Origin of the sequence: Tianxiuia mixotrophica (assembly GCF_050596425.1) — a bacterium.
Lineage (GTDB): Bacteria > Bacillota > Clostridia > Peptostreptococcales > Acidaminobacteraceae.
The window spans coordinates 2239304-2259503 of sequence record NZ_CP192292.1; the positions used below are offsets into that span (position 1 = coordinate 2239304).

At 37.3% G+C, this 20200-nt stretch carries 17 protein-coding genes; 14 read left to right on the forward strand and 3 right to left on the reverse strand.

Annotated features, from left to right (window positions below; all coding sequences use genetic code 11):
- Window positions 1–185 precede the first annotated feature (185 nt).
- From ACQ4KW_RS09675 to ACQ4KW_RS09690, 4 genes are all read left to right on the forward strand, one after another.
- Window positions 186–1205: a CGNR zinc finger domain-containing protein gene (locus tag ACQ4KW_RS09675; RefSeq protein ID WP_430886327.1), complete on the forward strand. Its 1020-nt coding sequence runs from the start codon at window positions 186–188 to the stop codon at window positions 1203–1205.
- The gene (locus ACQ4KW_RS09680) at window positions 1183–1734 is read left to right on the forward strand and encodes a flavodoxin family protein (protein WP_430886328.1); all 552 of its coding nucleotides are present in this window, start codon (window positions 1183–1185) and stop codon (window positions 1732–1734) included. The genes ACQ4KW_RS09675 and ACQ4KW_RS09680 overlap by 23 nt, the downstream gene beginning before the upstream one ends.
- On the forward strand, window positions 1715–2017 hold the full coding sequence (locus ACQ4KW_RS09685; RefSeq protein ID WP_430886329.1) for an NAD(P)H-dependent oxidoreductase: 303 nt from the start codon (window positions 1715–1717) through the stop codon (window positions 2015–2017). Before ACQ4KW_RS09680 ends, ACQ4KW_RS09685 begins: the two co-directional genes overlap by 20 nt.
- A gap of 62 nt (window positions 2018–2079) precedes the next feature.
- Complete coding sequence (locus ACQ4KW_RS09690) at window positions 2080–2394, forward strand: hypothetical protein (protein WP_430886330.1); 315 nt, start codon at window positions 2080–2082, stop codon at window positions 2392–2394.
- A gap of 63 nt (window positions 2395–2457) precedes the next feature.
- Here ACQ4KW_RS09690 and glsA read toward each other — a convergent pair whose 3' ends face one another.
- Complete coding sequence (gene glsA, locus ACQ4KW_RS09695; protein ID WP_430886331.1) at window positions 2458–3384, reverse strand: glutaminase A; 927 nt, start codon at window positions 3382–3384, stop codon at window positions 2458–2460.
- A 133-nt stretch (window positions 3385–3517) separates the two neighbouring features.
- Window positions 3518–3883 carry a YccF domain-containing protein gene (locus ACQ4KW_RS09700; protein ID WP_430886332.1) on the reverse strand — a complete coding sequence of 122 codons (366 nt, stop codon included), beginning with the start codon at window positions 3881–3883 and terminating at the stop codon, window positions 3518–3520.
- Window positions 3884–4151: 268 nt separating this feature from the next.
- On the opposite strand from ACQ4KW_RS09700, the gene ACQ4KW_RS09705 reads away from it, so the two are divergent.
- From ACQ4KW_RS09705 to ACQ4KW_RS09720, 4 genes are all read left to right on the forward strand, one after another.
- A complete protein-coding gene (locus tag ACQ4KW_RS09705; RefSeq protein WP_430886333.1) occupies window positions 4152–5405 on the forward strand; it encodes an HD domain-containing phosphohydrolase in 1254 nt (417 codons plus the stop codon).
- A gap of 232 nt (window positions 5406–5637) precedes the next feature.
- The gene (locus ACQ4KW_RS09710; RefSeq protein WP_430886334.1) at window positions 5638–7941 is read left to right on the forward strand and encodes a tetratricopeptide repeat protein; all 2304 of its coding nucleotides are present in this window, start codon (window positions 5638–5640) and stop codon (window positions 7939–7941) included.
- 76 nt (window positions 7942–8017) lie between these two features.
- Window positions 8018–8698 carry a metal-dependent hydrolase gene (locus tag ACQ4KW_RS09715; RefSeq protein ID WP_430886335.1) on the forward strand — a complete coding sequence of 227 codons (681 nt, stop codon included), beginning with the start codon at window positions 8018–8020 and terminating at the stop codon, window positions 8696–8698.
- Between the two features lie 591 nt (window positions 8699–9289).
- Window positions 9290–10237, forward strand: coding sequence for an NAD(P)-dependent oxidoreductase (locus ACQ4KW_RS09720; protein WP_430886336.1), 948 nt, complete (start codon window positions 9290–9292; stop codon window positions 10235–10237).
- 111 nt (window positions 10238–10348) lie between these two features.
- On the opposite strand, the gene ACQ4KW_RS09725 is transcribed toward ACQ4KW_RS09720, so the two are convergent.
- Window positions 10349–11032, reverse strand: a complete 684-nt coding sequence (locus ACQ4KW_RS09725) for a response regulator transcription factor (RefSeq protein ID WP_430886337.1) — start codon at window positions 11030–11032, stop codon at window positions 10349–10351.
- A 205-nt stretch (window positions 11033–11237) separates the two neighbouring features.
- Between ACQ4KW_RS09725 and ACQ4KW_RS09730 the strand changes: the two genes are divergently transcribed.
- From ACQ4KW_RS09730 to ACQ4KW_RS09755, 6 genes are all read left to right on the forward strand, one after another.
- Window positions 11238–12575 (forward strand): YjiH family protein, encoded by a 1338-nt coding sequence (locus ACQ4KW_RS09730; RefSeq protein WP_430886338.1) that lies wholly within the window; start codon window positions 11238–11240, stop codon window positions 12573–12575.
- A 244-nt stretch (window positions 12576–12819) separates the two neighbouring features.
- The gene (locus ACQ4KW_RS09735) at window positions 12820–13389 is read left to right on the forward strand and encodes a hypothetical protein (RefSeq protein ID WP_430886339.1); all 570 of its coding nucleotides are present in this window, start codon (window positions 12820–12822) and stop codon (window positions 13387–13389) included.
- A 38-nt stretch (window positions 13390–13427) separates the two neighbouring features.
- Window positions 13428–14687 (forward strand): sensor histidine kinase, encoded by a 1260-nt coding sequence (locus ACQ4KW_RS09740; RefSeq protein WP_430886340.1) that lies wholly within the window; start codon window positions 13428–13430, stop codon window positions 14685–14687.
- Window positions 14688–14755: 68 nt separating this feature from the next.
- Window positions 14756–15553: an MBL fold metallo-hydrolase gene (locus tag ACQ4KW_RS09745; RefSeq protein WP_430886341.1), complete on the forward strand. Its 798-nt coding sequence runs from the start codon at window positions 14756–14758 to the stop codon at window positions 15551–15553.
- Between the two features lie 99 nt (window positions 15554–15652).
- On the forward strand, window positions 15653–19435 hold the full coding sequence (locus ACQ4KW_RS09750; protein WP_430886342.1) for an EAL domain-containing protein: 3783 nt from the start codon (window positions 15653–15655) through the stop codon (window positions 19433–19435).
- 207 nt (window positions 19436–19642) lie between these two features.
- The gene (locus tag ACQ4KW_RS09755; RefSeq protein WP_430886343.1) at window positions 19643–20176 is read left to right on the forward strand and encodes an SOUL family heme-binding protein; all 534 of its coding nucleotides are present in this window, start codon (window positions 19643–19645) and stop codon (window positions 20174–20176) included.
- Window positions 20177–20200 lie beyond the last annotated feature (24 nt).

The following is a 20200-nucleotide window of genomic DNA, read 5'->3' on the forward strand; positions in this document are numbered from 1 at the left end:
TCAGAGTCTAGGATATAATTAATAATCGAAAATACAAAATGTAATAGTTTACAACCTATAATCAATTACATATAATCGCTTTGTAAGTCACTACATTGATTACTGGATTTTCATAAAGAAAATAAAAAACAAACATAGAAGTGAATTGGAACAGTTGGACAAGAAGTGCTGGAAAGGTGTTTACTATGAAATACACAAATAAGCAGGTTGAAGATCAAACAGCCAGTGAAAAACTCCTAAAAAGAAAGGTTGGCCTAGACGACAGGTATTCCACTGAGTGGATTGTTTTTGATGAATACATTATTGAAGAGGTGCAAGAGGGCGCCTTATATATTCGGCCGAAAAAAGGGGCGGATTTTAAGTTGTACAATCCTTTTAATGTGGCAGAGCCCCTTGTCATTGACACTTTAGGGTTGGGGGATGCATATCTCCTGTATCAGCAAGCCCTAGAGGACAAGGATTTGAATGCGTATCGAAAACGAAAATGCAAAAAAATGTGGTATGAACTTCAAGAACAAATCTTAAGGTATGCAAAAAAATACGGACTTATGGGGTTTATGAGCAGCAGCACTTATAACAGAAACATTGTGGGTGATAAAGAAATATTGTTAACTCAAAAGAATCCATTAAGTTTGAAGACGTCCCATATGAATGGGCAGGCATATATGAAACTATTTACTCCGTTTATAGAAGAGGGCAATATTGACTTATACATGCATAAAGATAAAGTTCATTTCACAAAATATGAGGACACACCTAAATATTATGGGAAGAGACCTCTTGTCCTGGACTTGATTTTTTCAAGTTTTTATGCAGAAAACATTGTATGGCTCCTAGATTTCTCGGCTATGTTGGCGAGGCATTATGACCAATTGGCGACATTTAAGGCGTCAGCACTCAATTTGACTGAACCCGTCACAATTTTGGCTGATCAGTTTGAAGCAACGAAAATAGGGTTTACCATCACGCAGGGCAGGGAAACAAAAATCTCTTGGGAGTTTGACTCTTTAAAAACGACGGTTCAAACCATCTATGCCTTCGCTGTAACAGATAGGGTCAGTGCTCTGAAACGATGCGAACATTGCAGGCGGTTTTACATTGCAAATAGCACAAAGGAAAAATACTGCGGAGCATCTTGTCGAAATAGGTATAATGTTATGAAATCAAGGGAGAGAATGAAAAATGAAAATTCTAGTTCTAAGTAGCAATCCATCAGACGGTGATCCACAATTTGATAGAGCCATAGATGCCCTAATAAACCGAGTCAGAGCCTCCACAGGCAAAGACCAGACGCATGGAAAAAAAACTATGGAGATAAACCATCTCACCTTAAGAAATATGAATCTAAAAGATTGTATTGGCTGTTATGCATGTTGGCTCAAAAGTCCCGGAATATGCAGCATAAAAGATGATATGGAAAAGGTGCTTGAAAAGTTTGTAAAAGCAGATGTGGTCATTCATGCATCACCTATCAAAATTGGATTTGTATCTCCCTTAGCAAAGCGAATTAGGGATAGGCTTCTACCACTTGTTCATCCGTATTTAAAAATAGATGGGGATAGAATGACACATGTCAGTCGTTATGACAAGTTGCCAAAGCAAATTGTTGTACTGGACAAAACGGAGAATACTGAACATATTAAATCCATGTATGGCACAAGGGGACAAGAGGACCAATATATATATAACATTCATGATTTGGAGGAGATAGTACATGCGCTTACTTGTTATTAACGGATCACCTAAGAAAAGCAAGACCAATACAGGCGTTATGATAGATGCTTTTACCGAACGCCTCAGCAGTTTTGAAGATATAGTGGTAAAACAGATAGGTGCTGGGCATGTAGAGGATATAGTGAATATGATTCGAGTCAGCGACCATATTGTGATGGCCATGCCTCTTTATGGATATTCCATGCCAGCCCAAGTGCTAGATCTTTTAAACCATGTTTATGCCCTTTGTCTCTCTGACCCAGACTTCAAGGCATCGGTTCAAAAAAATCTTTTGGATTTATAGTCCAGTACGGTTTTAAGGAAGCGGTACATGCGAGACCACTGGAAGACTATTTTAAATACTATGTGGGTCTGATTGGGTCGGAATATGTGGGGACAATTATTAAGGGTGGATGTGATGCCTTATACAGTCAAAAGGATACCCGTGCAGGCAAAAATCTATTAAGGGGTTTAGAATCTATTGCAGAAGACTATAATAGGACTCTCATTTTTGACGAAAACCGTCTTTTGAAGTATTCAGCACCAGAAAGTCAATCCAAAAGAAAGAGTGTCATCTTAATGAAGATATTTGTTAAATTGGCCAATGAATTTTACTGGAAAAAGAAGTATGAAAAGTACGGTGTAACAGAAGCAGAAAGTTTTGCTAAACCCTATGAATAGAAATATAAAAACCGCCTATAATGCATCTTATATAGATACATTATAGGCGGTTTTTCGTGTGAATTAGCCGAATATACTAAGGGCGTATGCTTCTGAAAGCTTGCTTAATAGGGCAACGCCAGCGGCACTGTTTCCCTTTTCATCAAGGGCTGGTCCCACAATACCTATTCCATATTTTCCAGGAACAACTGACATGATACCACCACCAACGCCACTTTTAGATGGTATACCAACCTTCAAAGCAAAGGCCCCTGAAGAATCATACATACCACAAGTGGACATAATGGCTTTGGTCATTCGTGCATTTTTCATTGAAAAGTAACGGTGACCAGAATCAGGGTCCAGTCCATTATTGGCTATAATGCGTGCTATATTTGCAAGATCTTTAACACGAACTTCATGTGAACATGTTTTAAAGTATGCATCAAGCACATCTTCGACATCAGCTTCAAATGTTCTTTGTCCCTTTTGAAAGTAAGCCAAGGCGCGATTGGTATCACCTGTTCGTTTTTCAGAGGCATAGACAGATGCATTTACTGAAATGTCATCATTTTTAGCAAGTTTTCTAAGGAACTTGGATAGATTCTCAAATCCATCTTTGCCTTCTTTTTCAACGATAAAGGATGTGGTGGCAATGGCACCTGCATTAATAAGTGGATTGAGTGGTTTTCCGTTGTTTCTTGTTTCAAGTTTTATAATAGAGTTGAAGGCATCGGCTGTCTGTTCGACACCAATACGTGTAAAGACTTCATCTCCATAGGCTTCTAGCGCATAGATCAGTGTAACGACCTTTGAAACACTTTGTATTGTAAATTTTGTATCAACATCACCAGAATAAAGTTCATTGCCTTCAAGATCTATTATATAAATACCAAGGGCTTGGGCATTGGCATTCATAAGTTCCGGTATATAGGAGGCAAGCTTACCTTGCTTGGTATAAGCTTTTGATGCTTTTAAAAAGTCATCCAGCCTAGATTGAGTAATATCCATAAGTCATAACCCCTTTTACTTTAGTACCTTCCATTATAGGGGGTCGTGCTGGATTGGGAAAGCGTATTCATAAAAGAATACCTGTATATTTACTCATGCTTTGTATGTTGATGAAATTGTATACACCATAGGTCTATGCTGAAATACGAGCTCCAAATGGCACTAGAGCCAGTTTCGCTAATTTAATATGTTGTTTTGCAAATGGAATACCAATGATCGTAATGGCCAGCAAGCATGCAGATATTAGATGAGCAAGGAAAAGCTCCCACCCAAAAACAAGTATCCAAATAAGATTTCCAATTAGACCAAAACCTCCAAAGTCTCCAATTTCAACATTTCTTCCAAAGGGTGTGAGTGTCAGGCCTGCAATTTTGAAACACTGCATACCAAAGGGGATGCCTACAACAGTTATGCATAGCACAAGCCCGGCGATGGCCCAACCTATAGAGACAAGAAGACCTCCAAATATAATCCATAGTAAATTTCCGAGTAATGACATAATTATTCCTTTCTGATTTAAATAATAATATATAATTCCTTTAACTATCCACCAGTATACAGGGCATATATGAAGAGAATCTCTCAATCGGATTAAAATTTCATTAAGATCTATAGGAAGGTAGGATAAAGCATAGGAAAAATGTAGAAAAAAATCGAAAAAGGTCGAAAGCATTGAAAAATGGACAAAGTTTTCTAAGTGGTGTGACCTAAGTTTAAATAATGGGTAGGTATATTATGGAGTTAAAATTAAATGAGGAGATGGGTGTATGATGGATCGTATTAAAATGAAGGAAATTGTACTGACATTTGTAAATGCAGTTGACATAGTGAATCCAATTTTGAAACATCACCATCGTAGAGTGGCAGTCATGACCTACCATATAGCAAAATCACTGGGGTATGAAGGTGAGGCGCTTACCAATCTGATCATAGCAGCTGCTTTGCATGATATTGGAGCGCTTACCGTAGAAGATCAAACACAATTGACCAGGCTTGATGTTGAAGACCCAGGTCCCCATGAAAGACTTGGTGCATTAATGTTGTCGTCTTTTGGGCCCTTTAAAACCATAGCAAATATAATAGAACATCATCATGTGAATTATGCCGAAAATATAGGAAATAGAAATGTACATCATGCTTCATATATTATTCATTTGGCAGATAGGATTGATATTCTTCTTGATCCAAATACCATATCAATCAACCAAACCATGGCCGTGACAAAGCAAATATTAGATTTGTCAGGGACCTTGTTTGATCCAGATGTTGTAAAGGCTTTTGTGGCAGCCTCAGAAAAAGAACAGTTCTGGTTTGAAGTGGATGATTTGACAATTGACCATCTTTTTCAAAGAATAAATCTTGAAAAACTGGATATGGATCTTGATGACGATTCTCTAGAAAACTTGGTTTACACCCTGAGCCGTGTTGTGGACTATAAGTCTAAGTTTACAATTGCCCATTCTGTGCGTGTGGCATATGTTGCAGATAAAATTGCCAAGTATATGGGGCTGGTGGATGAATCGCGTTATAAAGTTAAGTTGGCAGGGTATCTTCATGACTATGGTAAAATTGCCGTTCCCACGGAGATTATCACAAAGAAGACAAAATTGACCAATGAAGAATTTAACATTATGAAATCCCACCCTTATTATACCTATCAAATCCTGAGTAATATTGAAGGCTTTTCTGACTTGGCTCATTGGGCCAGTCACCATCATGAAAAACTTCACTGTGAAGGCTATCCATTTAAACCTGAAGTTAGTACTTTGGATTTGGAAACAGAAATACTCATATACTCAGATTTATTTTCAGCCCTTCTTGAAGAAAGACCTTATAGAAAACCACTTTCAACAGATAGGGCCATTGAAATTATTGAGAACGAGTTTGTTTCAAGCATAGGCAGTCGCCCCTTACAGACTTTAAAAAATCATGCTGAAGAAATTAGAAATGAAATCAATAGAATACAGGAAGATTTAATAGTTAAGTATGATAGGGCTATTGTAAAGAAAAATAATGAATAAAATGTGATTAGGATCTGCTTGTCGGTTGTGCAAGCAGATCTTTTTTCGCTAAGAGAGCAGAGGGTTATAAAATATGTTACTGACACATGACATTTTATGGAGGCGCTATTACCAAAATATGAAAATCATGATATATTATGCATAGTGAAAACTGTTATAAGCGACTTGGAAAATTTCAAAGAGACATACAGATAAAAGTGCCTAATGCATATGATTCGTGAGGTTAATATACATGCGCAACAAGAAATGGAATGCCCTTAAAGTAATACTACTCATAGTTGTTTTACTTATCGTGGTTATCGTTTTATCCAAGAAGGATATGTTTTGGAAGGGGATTTTAAGCTACAATGCCTTTGTTTCAACAAATCAGAAAATCAGAGTTGAAGATGTTGAAACAACGTCTCTTGAAAGTGAAGAAAGTAGGCTCACTATCCTATTAGAAGATGGCGACTATGCTTTATACAATATGGCCTATATTGAAAATGGTGCCATGATTTCTGGAAAAAGAGTCTTAAGAAGAGACGCAGAAATTATAATGGATCGATTTGTAAAGTACAAAGACATCCACCCCATATATTCCAAACACAGAAGCTATGCCCTGCGTGTGGCTCAAATGCTGTGGATGGGTGGTATGACTGCTGAATCGAATGAGATCATGGACGAGATTGAACAAAGCTTCGAATTGAATAAGCCTTCTCATCAGTTAAAAGAAGAATTCTATTTAACAAAAACAGCTATTGACATGACCTATGGGGATTTTCATGCTGTTAAAACAAGTTTGAGCCATATAAGCGGAGAAGAGCATGCTGTCATTGTGGAAACGATTAGAAAATATATTTCAGAAGTCCTAAAGTTTGAAATGGCATATGAACCAGACCTGGTGGATCAGTACATTGAGAATGAAAATCTGTATTCAAAACTTTTCCGTGAAATATATGAGATGCAAGATATGAATAGAAATGAACACAGACTAGACAGCCAAGATGTTTATGAGAGAACCGATAAAACGGTTGTGGGTCAGGTTACAATTGATGGAAAACCCTACCGGGGAGCCATTGTCTATGAAAAATATCAGTCTGGTATGCGTTCGGGGGTAGCCCTTGAAAGACATTACAGCGTCACGGATGATGATGGTCAGTACGAAATAAAAAATATCTGTTCAGACATGAGAATGGTCGGAATCATGATCCCTTGGCAAGTGATTCATGACAAACAGTGGCAGTCAAGAGACGGGCGCGGTGTGTTTTTTCAAAGTGATTCTAATGAAATTGTGGAAGACTTTGAGTTTTGGCCAGGAGCAGAGTTTAAAATGCTCCTTATTGAGGGGGATGAAATACACTACCAAATACAAGATCCATTAGCGTCTAGAAACAGGCGTTACAGCTTAAAAGTGTATTTTGAAGACCCGAAATACAGTACAAATCTAGGCCTTATGGACACATATATTTCTTATGATAATTTACAGGGAACGCTGTCATTAAAAGCTTTGAAATCACAATCGGAGTTCTCTTTTATGTATATGCTAGCAGAAGACACTCTGAACATTAATGGTTTTATGGAACCTCTTTACCTGTCAGGAAACTACTATTTTAAGGTATTTCCAGAGCAAATCAACAGCGATGGAACCATTACAAATGGTCTCTTCTCAGACGCCCTAAGTCAGGCACGGTATGTTCAGGGACAAGATGGCTATAGCAAGGGGGACATACTTCTTGAAAATAAGAAGGTCATGGATGCCATTCAGTGGTACACAGAAAATCCCACTGAGCATGGTCTCAAAATTGTTTATGCCCTATACAAAAACGGATTTATACCAGTTGAAAATGAAAGCTATCTAGACTTAGAGGGGGCTGATCCACAAAAGGCCCTCAAGTATTTAAATGAACTGATTGACCGCTATGGTACATCTGAAAAACGCTTGATTGAAAAAGCGGAATTGTATGAGGAACTGGGACAATATAGTCTTGAAAAAAAAATCCGAAAGAAACTGCTTTCATTGAGTAAAGACAATGTTTTTAACCATATTGAGTATGCAAGGTGCATGATGCAGCTTGGAGACTATGATCCTGCCATGGACTACCTGTTAGAATATGGTGCGCCAGACAAAGAAGCCGATCGATATTATTCTAAAATGTTAATAGGACATAGGTTGGAACTCCTTCCTCAAGAAATGCAGCAAGCCTTAAATAAGACAAAGGATATTGCTTCATATTATGACTTTCATGTTTTTATAAAAAGTGGAGACTATGATAAGGCGTGGACCCTTTTGCAATCTAAGCCAGAGTCCGGTATGAAAACATTTTATACCCTCTTAATGCTTGATGGGGTGCACTTGAGCACAGTTGATTTTGAAATGTATAATAAAAATAAGCTTAACGGCCAATACACAGATTTCATAGACTATTATGTGGAGAAGACGCTTGAGATGGGTCAATTAGAACAATCCGATAAGGATTTGGCTATGATTCTTAAATATATAAAAAATGATCACAACTGGTTTCACACATACACTTGGTCGAATGAAAGCAATATGTAACTCGTTATGAAATACAATTGATTAGATGTTTAATAGTAGGATATGAATAGATAAAAGTTGAGATAAGGAGGCTATTTTGAAAGCACAATTTCTTGGACATTCGGCATTTTATATTGAGACAGAGAGCGCAAAAATATTAATAGATCCCTTTCTTACAGGCAATCCGATGGCCAAACATAAACCTGAGGACTTTGACGACGTTGACTATATTCTGATAACCCATGGTCATGGAGACCATATGGGGGATGCTCTTGAGATTGCAAAGCGGTCAGCGGCAACAGTCATTACGAATTTTGAAATTGCTAATCATCTGAGTCGTTCAGGCATACACTGCCACCCAATGCATATTGGTGGACGTTATAAGTTTGAATTTGGAACAGTTAAAATGACACCAGCCCTTCATGGCTCGGCAATTGAAACCGAGTCAGGATCAGTGAATGGTGGGAATCCAGCAGGATTCGTCTTGAATATTGACGGGAAAAAAATGTATCACGCAGGGGACACGGGTCTTTCAATGGATATGAAGCTCCTTGAAATAGAGGATATAGATGTGGCTCTTCTGCCCATAGGTGGAAATTTTACAATGGATATTACCGATGCCTTGCTTGCTGTTAGCTTCATTAAGCCCAAAGTGGCAATACCTATGCATTATAATACTTTTGATGTGATACAGGCAGATCCTGATGAGTTTGTTGAAGGTCTGGCAGATGACGTAAAGGGTGTTGTGTTAAAAGTTGGCGAAACCTATTCCTGGTAGGTATGTATAAGCATCTGACCCCACTGTCTCATATTCAGTGGGGTTTTTTATTTTCCTAGAAGGCGTCCACTCTTATATCGGCATACTGTATATGTGAATTGTATTGGTAGACACTATAAAACCAGGACTTTTAAATGTCTAAGAGAGTATAATCGAGGATAGGTAGAAAAGTATGAATCCAGGAATCATAATTCTAAGTCCAAAATTAGGCCGGTAGAAAACATCTTCTGGCTTTACAAAAAAACGAAAAGGAGACCAATCGTATTTTATAAACAACATGCCCAGCGAGACGAAAAAAACACCAAATAGTATGGTTAGTAAACCAATAAAAATAGTCACATTAATCACTCCAATCTATTATAATATAGCTTAAGACAGAAGATTTAACAAATGGGTGACTTGCAAAATATCATTAACCCCCCCTCAATATGCCATATACACATATTTAAGAATCTGAAATTTTCATATATGGTATAAGGAGGACGCGGAACTGTAATTTTACAAGCGCCAGAAATATATCTTTTAAATGAATAAGAACATACAGATTCTATGATGTGTTATTAAAAAGGAAATAGAAAGGTGGAAGTAAAAATGCATTATGCTGCCACGGTCTATGATCAGGTGTATAAATATATTGCATCAAATTATGCAAGGGAACTCAGTAAGGCCAATATAGATTTTCGTGTGGCTGATAAGGACTTGGGTCTACATTCAAGGGTGCAAACATTGGTTTCTGGAACCTATGATAAATCCATTCAAGAAGCTTTCCCAAACTTGAAAAATCTCATAATTCCCTATGCAGGCATGAACAAAGTCGAAATCTCTCGAATAAGGGCTCGAAGCATTAATGTGTTTAATACCACAGTGCACTGTCATTATGTTGCTGAACGGGCTTTAGCCTTAACCCTTGCTGTTATGGGGAAAATCGTATTCTACCATGACAATTTAAAAAATGGGGACTGGAGCGGACGCACAGAAAAAAACAGGATTAGCTGGACCAGTTTAACACATAAGAAGGTGGCCATTTATGGCTATGGGACAATTGGAAAAGAAATTCATAGGTTGATGAAACCTTTTGGTGTTGAAGTTGGCACTTTAGACCATAGGAACAGACGGCCAAATGATGTTCATGTTTTTAAAAAACTAGAGGAGCTGGCAGTTTGGTCTGATGTATTTATAATCAGTGTTCCCTTGAATACGCAGACAGAGGGTCGAATTGGTGAGACGATGATCATGGCCCTAAAAGATAAGATTCTAATTAACGTGGCAAGAGGTCCAGTCGTTGATGAGACAGCATTATACGAAGGTCTGAGCGATGGAATCCTAAAGGGGTATGGGTCTGATGTTTGGTTTCAGTACCCGAGCGTAAAACAGAAAAAAATCATGCCCTCTAAATACCCCATCGAAAAATTTGATCATGTTGTCATGACGCCTCATTGCGGGGGCTTTGAAGAATCAGCGGTTAAACTTCGATATGATGATGTTGCAGGTAGGCTTATTCAAATTGCAGGTGGTAGTTTGATTGGGAAGAAATTATAGAAGGAAAAAACGCTTAAACTTTAAAAAAAAAATATGACAAAACGTCAATATCCCCCTGACTCAATTAGAAACAGGCATATAGCCTTAAAGCACTTGAGTCAGGGGGATGTTTTATTGTGTTCTAAAAATGTAGCCTTCTCCACGAATCGTGATAAGGAAATGTGGTTCGTGTTTATTGATTTCTATTTTTTCCCGCAGTCTCATTATGTAGGTATTCACAGTGTTTTCTGTGTAAATATCACTGTTCCAAACATTTTTAAGAAGTTCTTTTCGACTGAGTATACGATTGGAATTTTTAAACAAGTAGACCAGCAAGGTATATTCTGTTGCTGATAAGTCCAGTTGTTTTCCATCAATCTTTACCTGATGGGTTGCGAGGTTTAGTGCGAGGGAACCTGATTCTAAAATATCATTTCTCGAATTATGAGTGTACTCAGCCACCCGTCTTAGATTGGACTTAACACGTGCAACCAGTTCAAGGGGGTCAAAGGGCTTGGTCAAATAGTCATCAGCCCCTATTCCAAGACCTAAAATTTTATCAGACTGGGTTGTCTTAGCTGTCAAGAAAATAATGGGAACACTGGAATGTTGTCTGATTCTCTTGCAGGCTTCAAATCCATCAATGCCCTTCATGTTAATATCCAGCACAATTAAGTCGATGCTAGGATCTTTGGACATATCAATAGCGTCTTGGCCGGAGTGACCAGCCTGTGTTTCAATGTTATGAATATGCATAAAATCTGAAATCATGGAGACTATATTTTTGTCATCATCTATTATTAAAATCTTAGCCATAAGTATCATCCTCTCCTGTAAATATCATAACCAAAGTAGCCAGACTTATTCAACTGTAAATATACACCTTTTTATGACAGGTCTATAACAATATTATATAGATGTGTTCATAATCGAAAATTTCAGAAAAATGAAATATATAATAATTGTATATTCAAAATATTCTAATATATCAAAAGTGAAAGCAGAAAAAGGGGAGGTTTATATGGGGAAACCAGCTGAAAAAATGACTACGAAGACAAACAAAAGTTTCACAGCGAGTACGCTAGACTGGATAAAATTCATTGCTTTAAGTGGCATTGGAATACTTATGTTTTTTATACCAGTGACAATTGGAGAAAAGACGACAATTCCACTTGATCATGCGGTGACATTTGTTAAGACACTGGCACCGGGTTTTATGCCTTATTATGGACTCATTGTGATTATACTAGGGGCGGCATTTCCGTTTTACAGTAAGACTTGGAATAAAGACAAGGTGACGGCTTTTTTCTCAGTATCTAAAGTCTTAGGTCTGGCTGTGGCCTTTATGGCTGTTTTTAACTTTGGACCAGCATGGTTGTTTGAAAGTGATATGGTGCCATTTTTGTATAATAAACTGGTTATTCCAGTAGGGCTTATTGTCCCTCTAGGGTCTGTATTCTTAGCTTTTCTAGTTGGGTATGGACTGCTTGAGTTTATTGGTGTTATCATGCAACCCGTTATGAAACCCATTTGGAAAACGCCTGGACGAAGTGCTATTGATGCTGTTGCATCTTTCGTAGGCAGTTACTCTATTGGACTTCTTATTACAAATCGTGTTTATAAAGAAGGGAAATACTCAGCAAAAGAAGCGGCTATAATTGCCACAGGGTTTTCGACGGTATCTGCAACTTTCATGATTATTGTTGCCAAGACCCTTGGCCTAATGGACATGTGGAATTTCTATTTTTGGTCCACGCTCATCATCACATTCACTGTTACAGCCTTAACAGTTCGAGTCTACCCGCTTTCAAAAAAACCTGACACCAACTATTATGGCAAAGTCATAGAAGAGGAGAAACGTGAAGGCAATATATTTGTCAATGCCCTTCATGACGGCCTAATGGCATCCTCTCAATCAGAATCTTTGGTAAAAAACATTACAGCAAACCTGGTGGACGGATTCAAGATGGCTATGGGTATTTTACCATCCATACTCTCCATTGGATTGTTCGGACTCATACTTGCAAAATACACACCGGTATTTGACGCTATGGGATTTATTTTCTATCCAGTGACATCATTGCTTCAACTTCCTGATGCCATGCTTGTGGCAAAGGCGAGCTCCCTTGAAGTGGCAGAAATGTTCTTACCTGCACTCCTTGTTAAGGAGGCGGCTTTGCTTGCTAAATACGTTGTAGGCGTCGTATCCGTTTCGGCTGTCCTGTTTTTCTCTGCATCCATACCTTGTATCATGTCAACAGAGATACCACTTTCTATCAAAGATATAGTAATTGTATGGATTGAAAGAACTATATTTTCCTTAATACTAGCAGCTATGGTAGGGCATTTGTTTCTTTAGGTGAGACATGTCTAAGCCTATAAAAATAAGATGAAACAGCTTTCATTCATCCGCTTAGCAAATGGAGAATGGAGGCTGTTTTTGTCTTTAAACTTTAAGGCACTTGTATGGGGGGCATACAGCATGTGTCTGAGACCGGTAACTTAAAAATGCGAAATGATCATTTACATAAAATGGAGATGCTTATACAATGTAAGAGACTTTAAATAGGGTTAAACATGAGGTTAGAATTGGAGCTGATCAAATGTCCATTAAACATAAAACAACTTTACTCGTGGGCGTTATGCTCATCGTTATGATAATTGTGTCTATAAATGCAATTTTTCATCAATCCAGTAAAATACTCAATGAAGAATCTGAAATTATGATGAATGCACAAGTAGACAGGGCCAATGAAAATGTGAGTTTGCTTCTCAAAAGCATTGTTCTTGAAACAGAAAAGTTGAGTTTAAACCATAAGGTTAAAGAGTATTTTAAGGGCACTCTGTCCCAGGAGAATAGTGATGCTTTTTTAGAAAACTTAATGGCTGATAAAAACAATGATAGGCCTGTGTATATGGATCTCTTCTTAGTGGATCATGAGGGGATGATTGTTTCAGCGGCTATGCCCGAAGCAGTTGGTATTGATGTGAGTGGACGAATGTATTTTCAAAGGGCCTTATTTGATAAAAAGACAAATACCAGCGACATTTTACTGAGTCGGGCTGATCAAACTCAAATTGTTATAACCTTAACACCAACTTACAATGAGAAGAGCCAAGTGATTGGCTACACTGGTATTGCTATTTTGCGACATATTTCTCTGATTTCTTAGAAGACCTAGCCTTTAATGACAAGAGTCGCTATATTATTGTGGATTCCTATGACAAAATCGTTTCTCATCCGGATTCTCATATGATTTCAAAGAGATTTGATAATTTTGGTCTATTGACAATGGATGATAAAGCAAATGGACATTCCTATATACGGGCAAATATTCAAGGTGAAGAACACATCGTTATGGAAAGAGATCTAGGTTTTAACAATTGGCGTATTATTTCTTATTTGAGTTCTGAAGAAATTTATTCAAAATCCAAAGAACTTGCTGGGACGGTCTTAAAAGTGGGCATCGTTTTTGTTTTTATTGCACTTGGATTGAGTATCTATTTAACAGATATGATTGGCAAACCACTTGTAGAAATGACTGAAGATATTAATCAAGTTATTGAAGACTCTATTAAGTATAAGGATACCATGATCCATAAACTCCCATTTGAGTTTCTAGACAAGCAGGAAAAAGAAAGAGAAATGGGGCAAGAGCCTAGTGAAATCAGTAACTTTAAAGCTGCCATGTCTGGATTTAGAAAGGTTCTTGAAAATGGGAGTCGAAATTTTGAAATTGAACATGAAAAGCTTGAAATTTACCTGAATCAACTCTACAAAGAGCTTGATAACATCAATAACCGAAATTTAGACTTTATCGCAACCCTATCTCATGACATAAGAACCCCTCTAACCCTCATTAAAGGGTATGCAAGAGGCCTTGAAAGTGGAACTATAAATGATGAGGAAATGAAGATGAAGTTTAAAAAAGGCATTGTTAAGAGCACCAATGACTTAGAACACTTAATATATAATGTGCTTGATTTCGCCTATGAAGTTGGTCATAGCCATGTGGTTGAAATGCAGGAAACATCCAGACAAGATGCCGTTGATCAAATCCTGTTTGAAATCGGACGTTTGTATGCAGAAAGTGACCGTAAAATAGAGGTTGCTAAGGAAATATTTCATGAGGACAAGTCTATAAGCATTGATATGATGAACATAACAAGGGTTCTTGTTAATCTGATCGAAAATAGCCTTAAATATTCTAGTGAAGAGGATCATGTTCAAGTGACAGTCAAATCCACTTCACAAGGTCTTAAATTTACAGTTTATGATACCGGTCAAGGGATTCGAGAAAATGACTTGATCCAGGTCAAAGACATATTTTATCGAACGCAAGATTCAAAAGCTGTGAAAGGCTATGGTCTTGGCCTTTATGTTTGTGATCAAATATTAAAGGCCCATGGAGGGTCTCTTGAGATTGAATCAGACTATGGGTACTACACCAAGGTTTCATTTGAGATATAAGTAGAAACGTTAAATTTGAACAATTATGAAGTTCACTATATTTGTAGATGTGAGAGATGGAGGCTTTTATGAACATACACGTTTTGGTTGAAAACAATGAAGGCATCGGATACGAGTCCGAACACGGTTTGTCCCTATTTTTAGAAATTGGTGAACTCAAGATATTATTTGATACAGGCCAGTCAGCGCTTTTTATAAAAAATGCAGTCAAGATGGGAATTGATGTCAACAAAGCCCACTTCGTCGTCTTAAGTCATGGACACTATGACCATGGAAATGGACTTTCATACCTAATAAATAAAGAATTGGTTTGTCATATTGGGAGTTTTGTCAAACGATTCAGGAATAGAGATGGTAGTGAGATTGGCCTGCCTCTTACTTTAAAAGAAGCGCAGGAAAGATTTATTCTACGAATGTCTGATGCCCCAACGGAACTTTATAAAGATGTATTTTTTATGGGGGGGATTCCAAGAAAATACGATTTTGAAAGTTCTAAGCCGTTTTCATATTTAGAAAGTGGTCAAGGGGACTCCATACTGGATGATAGTGCCCTAGTTGTTAAAAGTGAAAAAGGCAACATTATCATAAGCGGTTGTTCCCATTCTGGTATATGCAATATTGTTGACCATGCCATTAGCATTACAGGTGATGTCAGGACCTATGCCATTATTGGTGGTCTCCACTTAAAACATAAGGATTTACAGCTGGAAGAGACTATTAAATACTTGAATGCAATTGGTGTAAAAAAAATATATCCGATCCATTGCACAGACAAGTTGGTGGTAGACCATATGAAAGAAAAGATGCTGGGGACTTCTGTCATGACTGTTAGAACTGGAGATGCCTTTACCATTGTGACCAAGTGAGATATTTCATTAAGGAATTATAAATATAATTGCATGTGTAGTGAGAATTCTTGGCAGACGGGTATATAAAGACAGATGACATCGAAGGAGGGCAATTCGATGAACAAAGTTAATCCTGTCAGAATTGCAGATGAAGAATTAAAAAAAATAATAAATGACAATTCAATTTACAAAGTGATCATTGATCCAGACAAAAAACTAATTATAGAAGCAGACCAAAAAACACATGAACTTTTTAATTTAGAAGACAAAAAATTGATTGGCATGACTCTACAAGCCTTTAATAAGATATTAAGTGGCTTTATTTCTAGTGTCCCTTATGTTGCTTTGAAAAAATCTCAGGGGGATGTGCTGGTTTGTCAGACGTTCGCTGAAGAAAACCAGGAAGCAATTTCAATCTCAAAATCGAGGTATTTATATGATGAAAAGCCTCTTGAAATACTTGAAATAGAGAAGAAGTTTGTCAGTAAGTCATCAGAAACCATACTGCTTAATAAGATGATTTTTGAATCAGACAACGGCATACTTATTATAAATTCAAATGATTTAATGAATGGAAAAATCGCATATGCCACTCCAAAGGCTTCTGAAATACTCGGGCACCCTTTGGCTGATCTGTACAGCAGTAGCTTGTCTGAACATCTTAATGTTGAAGATAGTGAGGCTATACAAGGGAATCGTATTGAACAAATAGAGACATTAGAAGGAAAACAGGTGAATGTTGAATCCCTACAGCTGAGCTTTGACAAAGAGTGGATTCAACTTGTCAAAATAAGCAAGACTAGATACATTAACACGTTAGACTATGAAACAGCAGAAAAAGGCGTGTCGTATTTAATCGAAATGAACGATGAAGTGCCAGGCTATCTTATAGATGTGGGTTTATATTTTGAAAAGGAAAAATTAAAACATGCCAGTTACATACTAGGAACAGTTCGTTCAATCATGATCAGTATTTTTAGATCATACGGCATTCAGTATAAGTATGTTGAACTTGACACGGATATTTTTGTCTTTACCACATCGCCTCTTGATCTAGTGTTAAAAGCCCTGTCCATTATCATTGATGACATTCTAATGCGCAAGAATATGCGTAGTGGGTATTCTATTCGTGCGCGTTTTGCAATCCTACATTTTGGTTTTTTAAAACAAGTGGAAGTAGAAGAGCTGTGTAGATTACGTGGTGAGTTCGGTGAAAGTGAATATAATACAGTGCTTCTTCATCCATCCCTTGGGACCAACTCACGCTACATCACTCTTAGGCAAGAACTCAAAAATGCGCTTGATGGAAAATCTTTTGAGCTCCACGCCCAGTCGATTGTAAACTTAAACACCAAATGTATAGAAGGCTATGAGATCTATCTAAGGTGGAATCATCCAAAGCTGGGGCTTATCACACCAGAAGATTTTATAGGTTTTGCTGAGTCCAATGGCTGGGTAAGGACCATTGACACTTGGGTTATTAAGAAAACATTCCAATATCTCTCAGAGACAGGCCTCACCGATGAATTTAGATTTCATATAAATGTTTCATCTATGAGTTTCACTTCTGAAACATTCGCTGAAACAATTTGCAATTTAGCCAGTGCCTATAATATAAGGCGGTCTATGATTGTAATAGAGGTGGCGGAAAACAATAGTTATGAAGCCCCTGTGGAAGACCTTGTCAAGTTGCGAAATGAAGGATTCTTGTTGGCGATTGATGATTTTGGTAAGGGGTATGCCTCGTTTCAGCGCTTAAGAGAGAACAGATATGACTATATAAAAATAGATGGATCATTTATACAAAATATCGATAAGAGCATTGATGCTGTGATGATTCTAAATGGTATAATTAGTCTTTCGAACACCCTCAATATTAACGTCATTATTGAAGGGGTAGAAAAGTATGAACAAATGGCATTTGCAAAGGACAAGGCCTGCTATTCTGTACAAGGTTTTCTTTTTGACAAACCTTACAATATCGAAAATGTGCCCATGAATATACTGTCAGTCCAGCAAAAAGTACAAATGTACAGTCAGGAAAAGCGGTATTCACATAAGAGGTTAAAGGCCAATAATAATGGTGGTCACTTAAACATACAAGTGCTTGATGAAAATTTCAATTTTGTAATTATGAGTGATTTGCTTTCGAGCTATTTACACTATGATTTAAATGAAATTGAAAGAATCAATTTCATGGAAGTTGTGGGACCATCCTATCAGGATATGACCAAGCAACTCTTTCATAATGCCAAAACTGGAGATCCCACACCTGCAATTTTTATAATGCTTCTTGGTGCAGGCGGGGTCCATGTTGGTTGTATAGTCATAGCTGAATACGATAATTTTGAAAATCAGTTCAGAGTTTTTATTGAACTGGCTGAAAGCCTTGAAGAATCTGAAATGAAACTACTGGGTCTGAGTTCAAATTATTTGGAAGCCTTCAATGAAGCACCAGTTGGTATTATACTTCTTTCAGATGATTTTAGAATTTTAAAATGGAACAGACAATCGTCTGAGATTTTTGGCTATATGCCTTACGAAGTGGAAAAGAAAAATTTGATCAAGCTTGTGTCCATTGATAAAGACCTTATGAAAATGAATCGTGTTCTTGGAGATGTTCAAGAAAATGCAAGCAAAGATCTAATCCTTAAGAATGTTACAAAATCAAATAGAACCATATTTTGCAGGTGGATGATAAAACATATTCATGACAGCTATGAGAGTCGTCACTTCTATGTGTGTATGGTTAGTGATATTACAGAAGATTTGAATAAAAGTAAAAAACTTAGAAAATTGAACACAGCCCTAGATCAAAGTGAATCTATGATAATCATCACCAATGCAGAGGGGATTGTTGAGTATGTCAATGACCGATATCAAGAGCTTACAGGTATAAAAAAAGAGGATATTCTACATCAGCACTGGATGACAATTATTTCAGGAGAACAGCCCCATGATTTTGGAAAGTCCATATATGATTGTGTGTCAAATGGTCTTGTTTGGCAAGGGGAAGTGCATTTGAGAAAGAGATCAAATGAATATTTCTGGACAAGTGGTTCTGTCTTTCCTGTTAATGAAGATGGTCAAAATGCAGGCTATGTTTGCCTGCTTAAAGATGTAACAGAAGAAAAAGAGCTAATGGAAGCCAATAAACATTATCGTGAAAAGGTGGCGGAACAAGAGAAAGTGGCCACACTTGGTTATTTGACTTCAGGCATAATGCATGAAATCAATAGTCCCCTATCCTATGTGCGCACAAACGTGGAATATCTTGAGACGGTCTTGTCAGAATTGAAGGGGGATTCGATTGATGTTGACGACTTTAAAGAGACCATAGCAGATTGTCTTGTGGGTTTAAAGCAAATATCAGAAATCACCAGTAGCATGAAAAAACACCTCTATAAAAGAGAAGAGAATGAAAAGGCTTCAGTGGATATTATTGAAGAACTTCGAACAGTCCTGTTATTAACGAAGAATGAGTATAAGTATAATGCAAATATCCAGCTTCAGTACAATGAAGATGAGAAAGTATATATAGTTGGAAATGCTTCTAAGCTAAGGCAAGTTTTTATGAACTTAATCATAAATGCATCCCACGCGATTGCAGACAAGCATATATCAAGACTTGGGAAACTGAAAATAGGCATTGAAGAAAAAGAGGCGCATGTTCTCATTACATTTGCGGATAACGGCAAAGGCATTAAACCACAAAACATCGAAAGTATTTTTGAACCTTTTTTTACAACGAAATCAGAAGGTGTTGGAACTGGACTTGGACTCAGTATCAGTAAAAGCATTATAGAAGAAGAACACAGTGGCTTGCTAAAGTGTTCATCTGTTGAAGGAGAAGGCACAACTTTTACAATCGAACTGCCCAAAGAAGATACCAATAAGTGAGCGACTAAAATAATAATATTTGAGAATGTGGTTCTGTAATTTTGCAAGCGCTTGAATTAAAGAAAAACTAAAAATTAGAGTTTTAAATTAAGGGCGTGGAATTTAAATTCCACGCCCTTAATGCTTGTGTAAAGCCATGATTACAAGGCCAAAAGGTAAAGTAATATATTTAAGGACAAATGGGTATAAATTTTATGAGGTGGTGACATGTTACGAAAAAATACTCTGGAATATAATGTTTTATCAAAAGATGGTGAATTTGAAATCCGAAAATATGATGCTTTTTACATAGTAGAACATGAGAACAAGAGTAAAATGGGCATGAATGGGGTTTATAATGATCTGCTTAATTACATGAATTATGATAATGACAAGGGGGTCAAACTGGACCTTGTGACACCTGTCTTAGTCAAAACGGGAAATGATAGAAAAATTATGGCCATTGTTGTTCCAAAAAAATATAAAGGGGATGTGCCTTCACCCTTAAAAAAAGAGTTGAGAGTTCAGTATATTGATAGTGCCATTTATGTGGCCATAAGATATCGTGGTGCGGCGACAACACAGAATATTAACAGGCATATTGAGAAACTCAATCACTGGGTGGAGTCTCATAATTTAATAAGGGAGTCAGGGTATATAAGAGCCTACTACGACCCCCAACTGTCAGTTTCTTTCTTAAGAAGGAATGAGATTCTTGTAGAAGTTTCTGCGGATAACTTGATAGGACCACTAATTGGATAGGGGAAGTTAGGACTCTAATGGGGA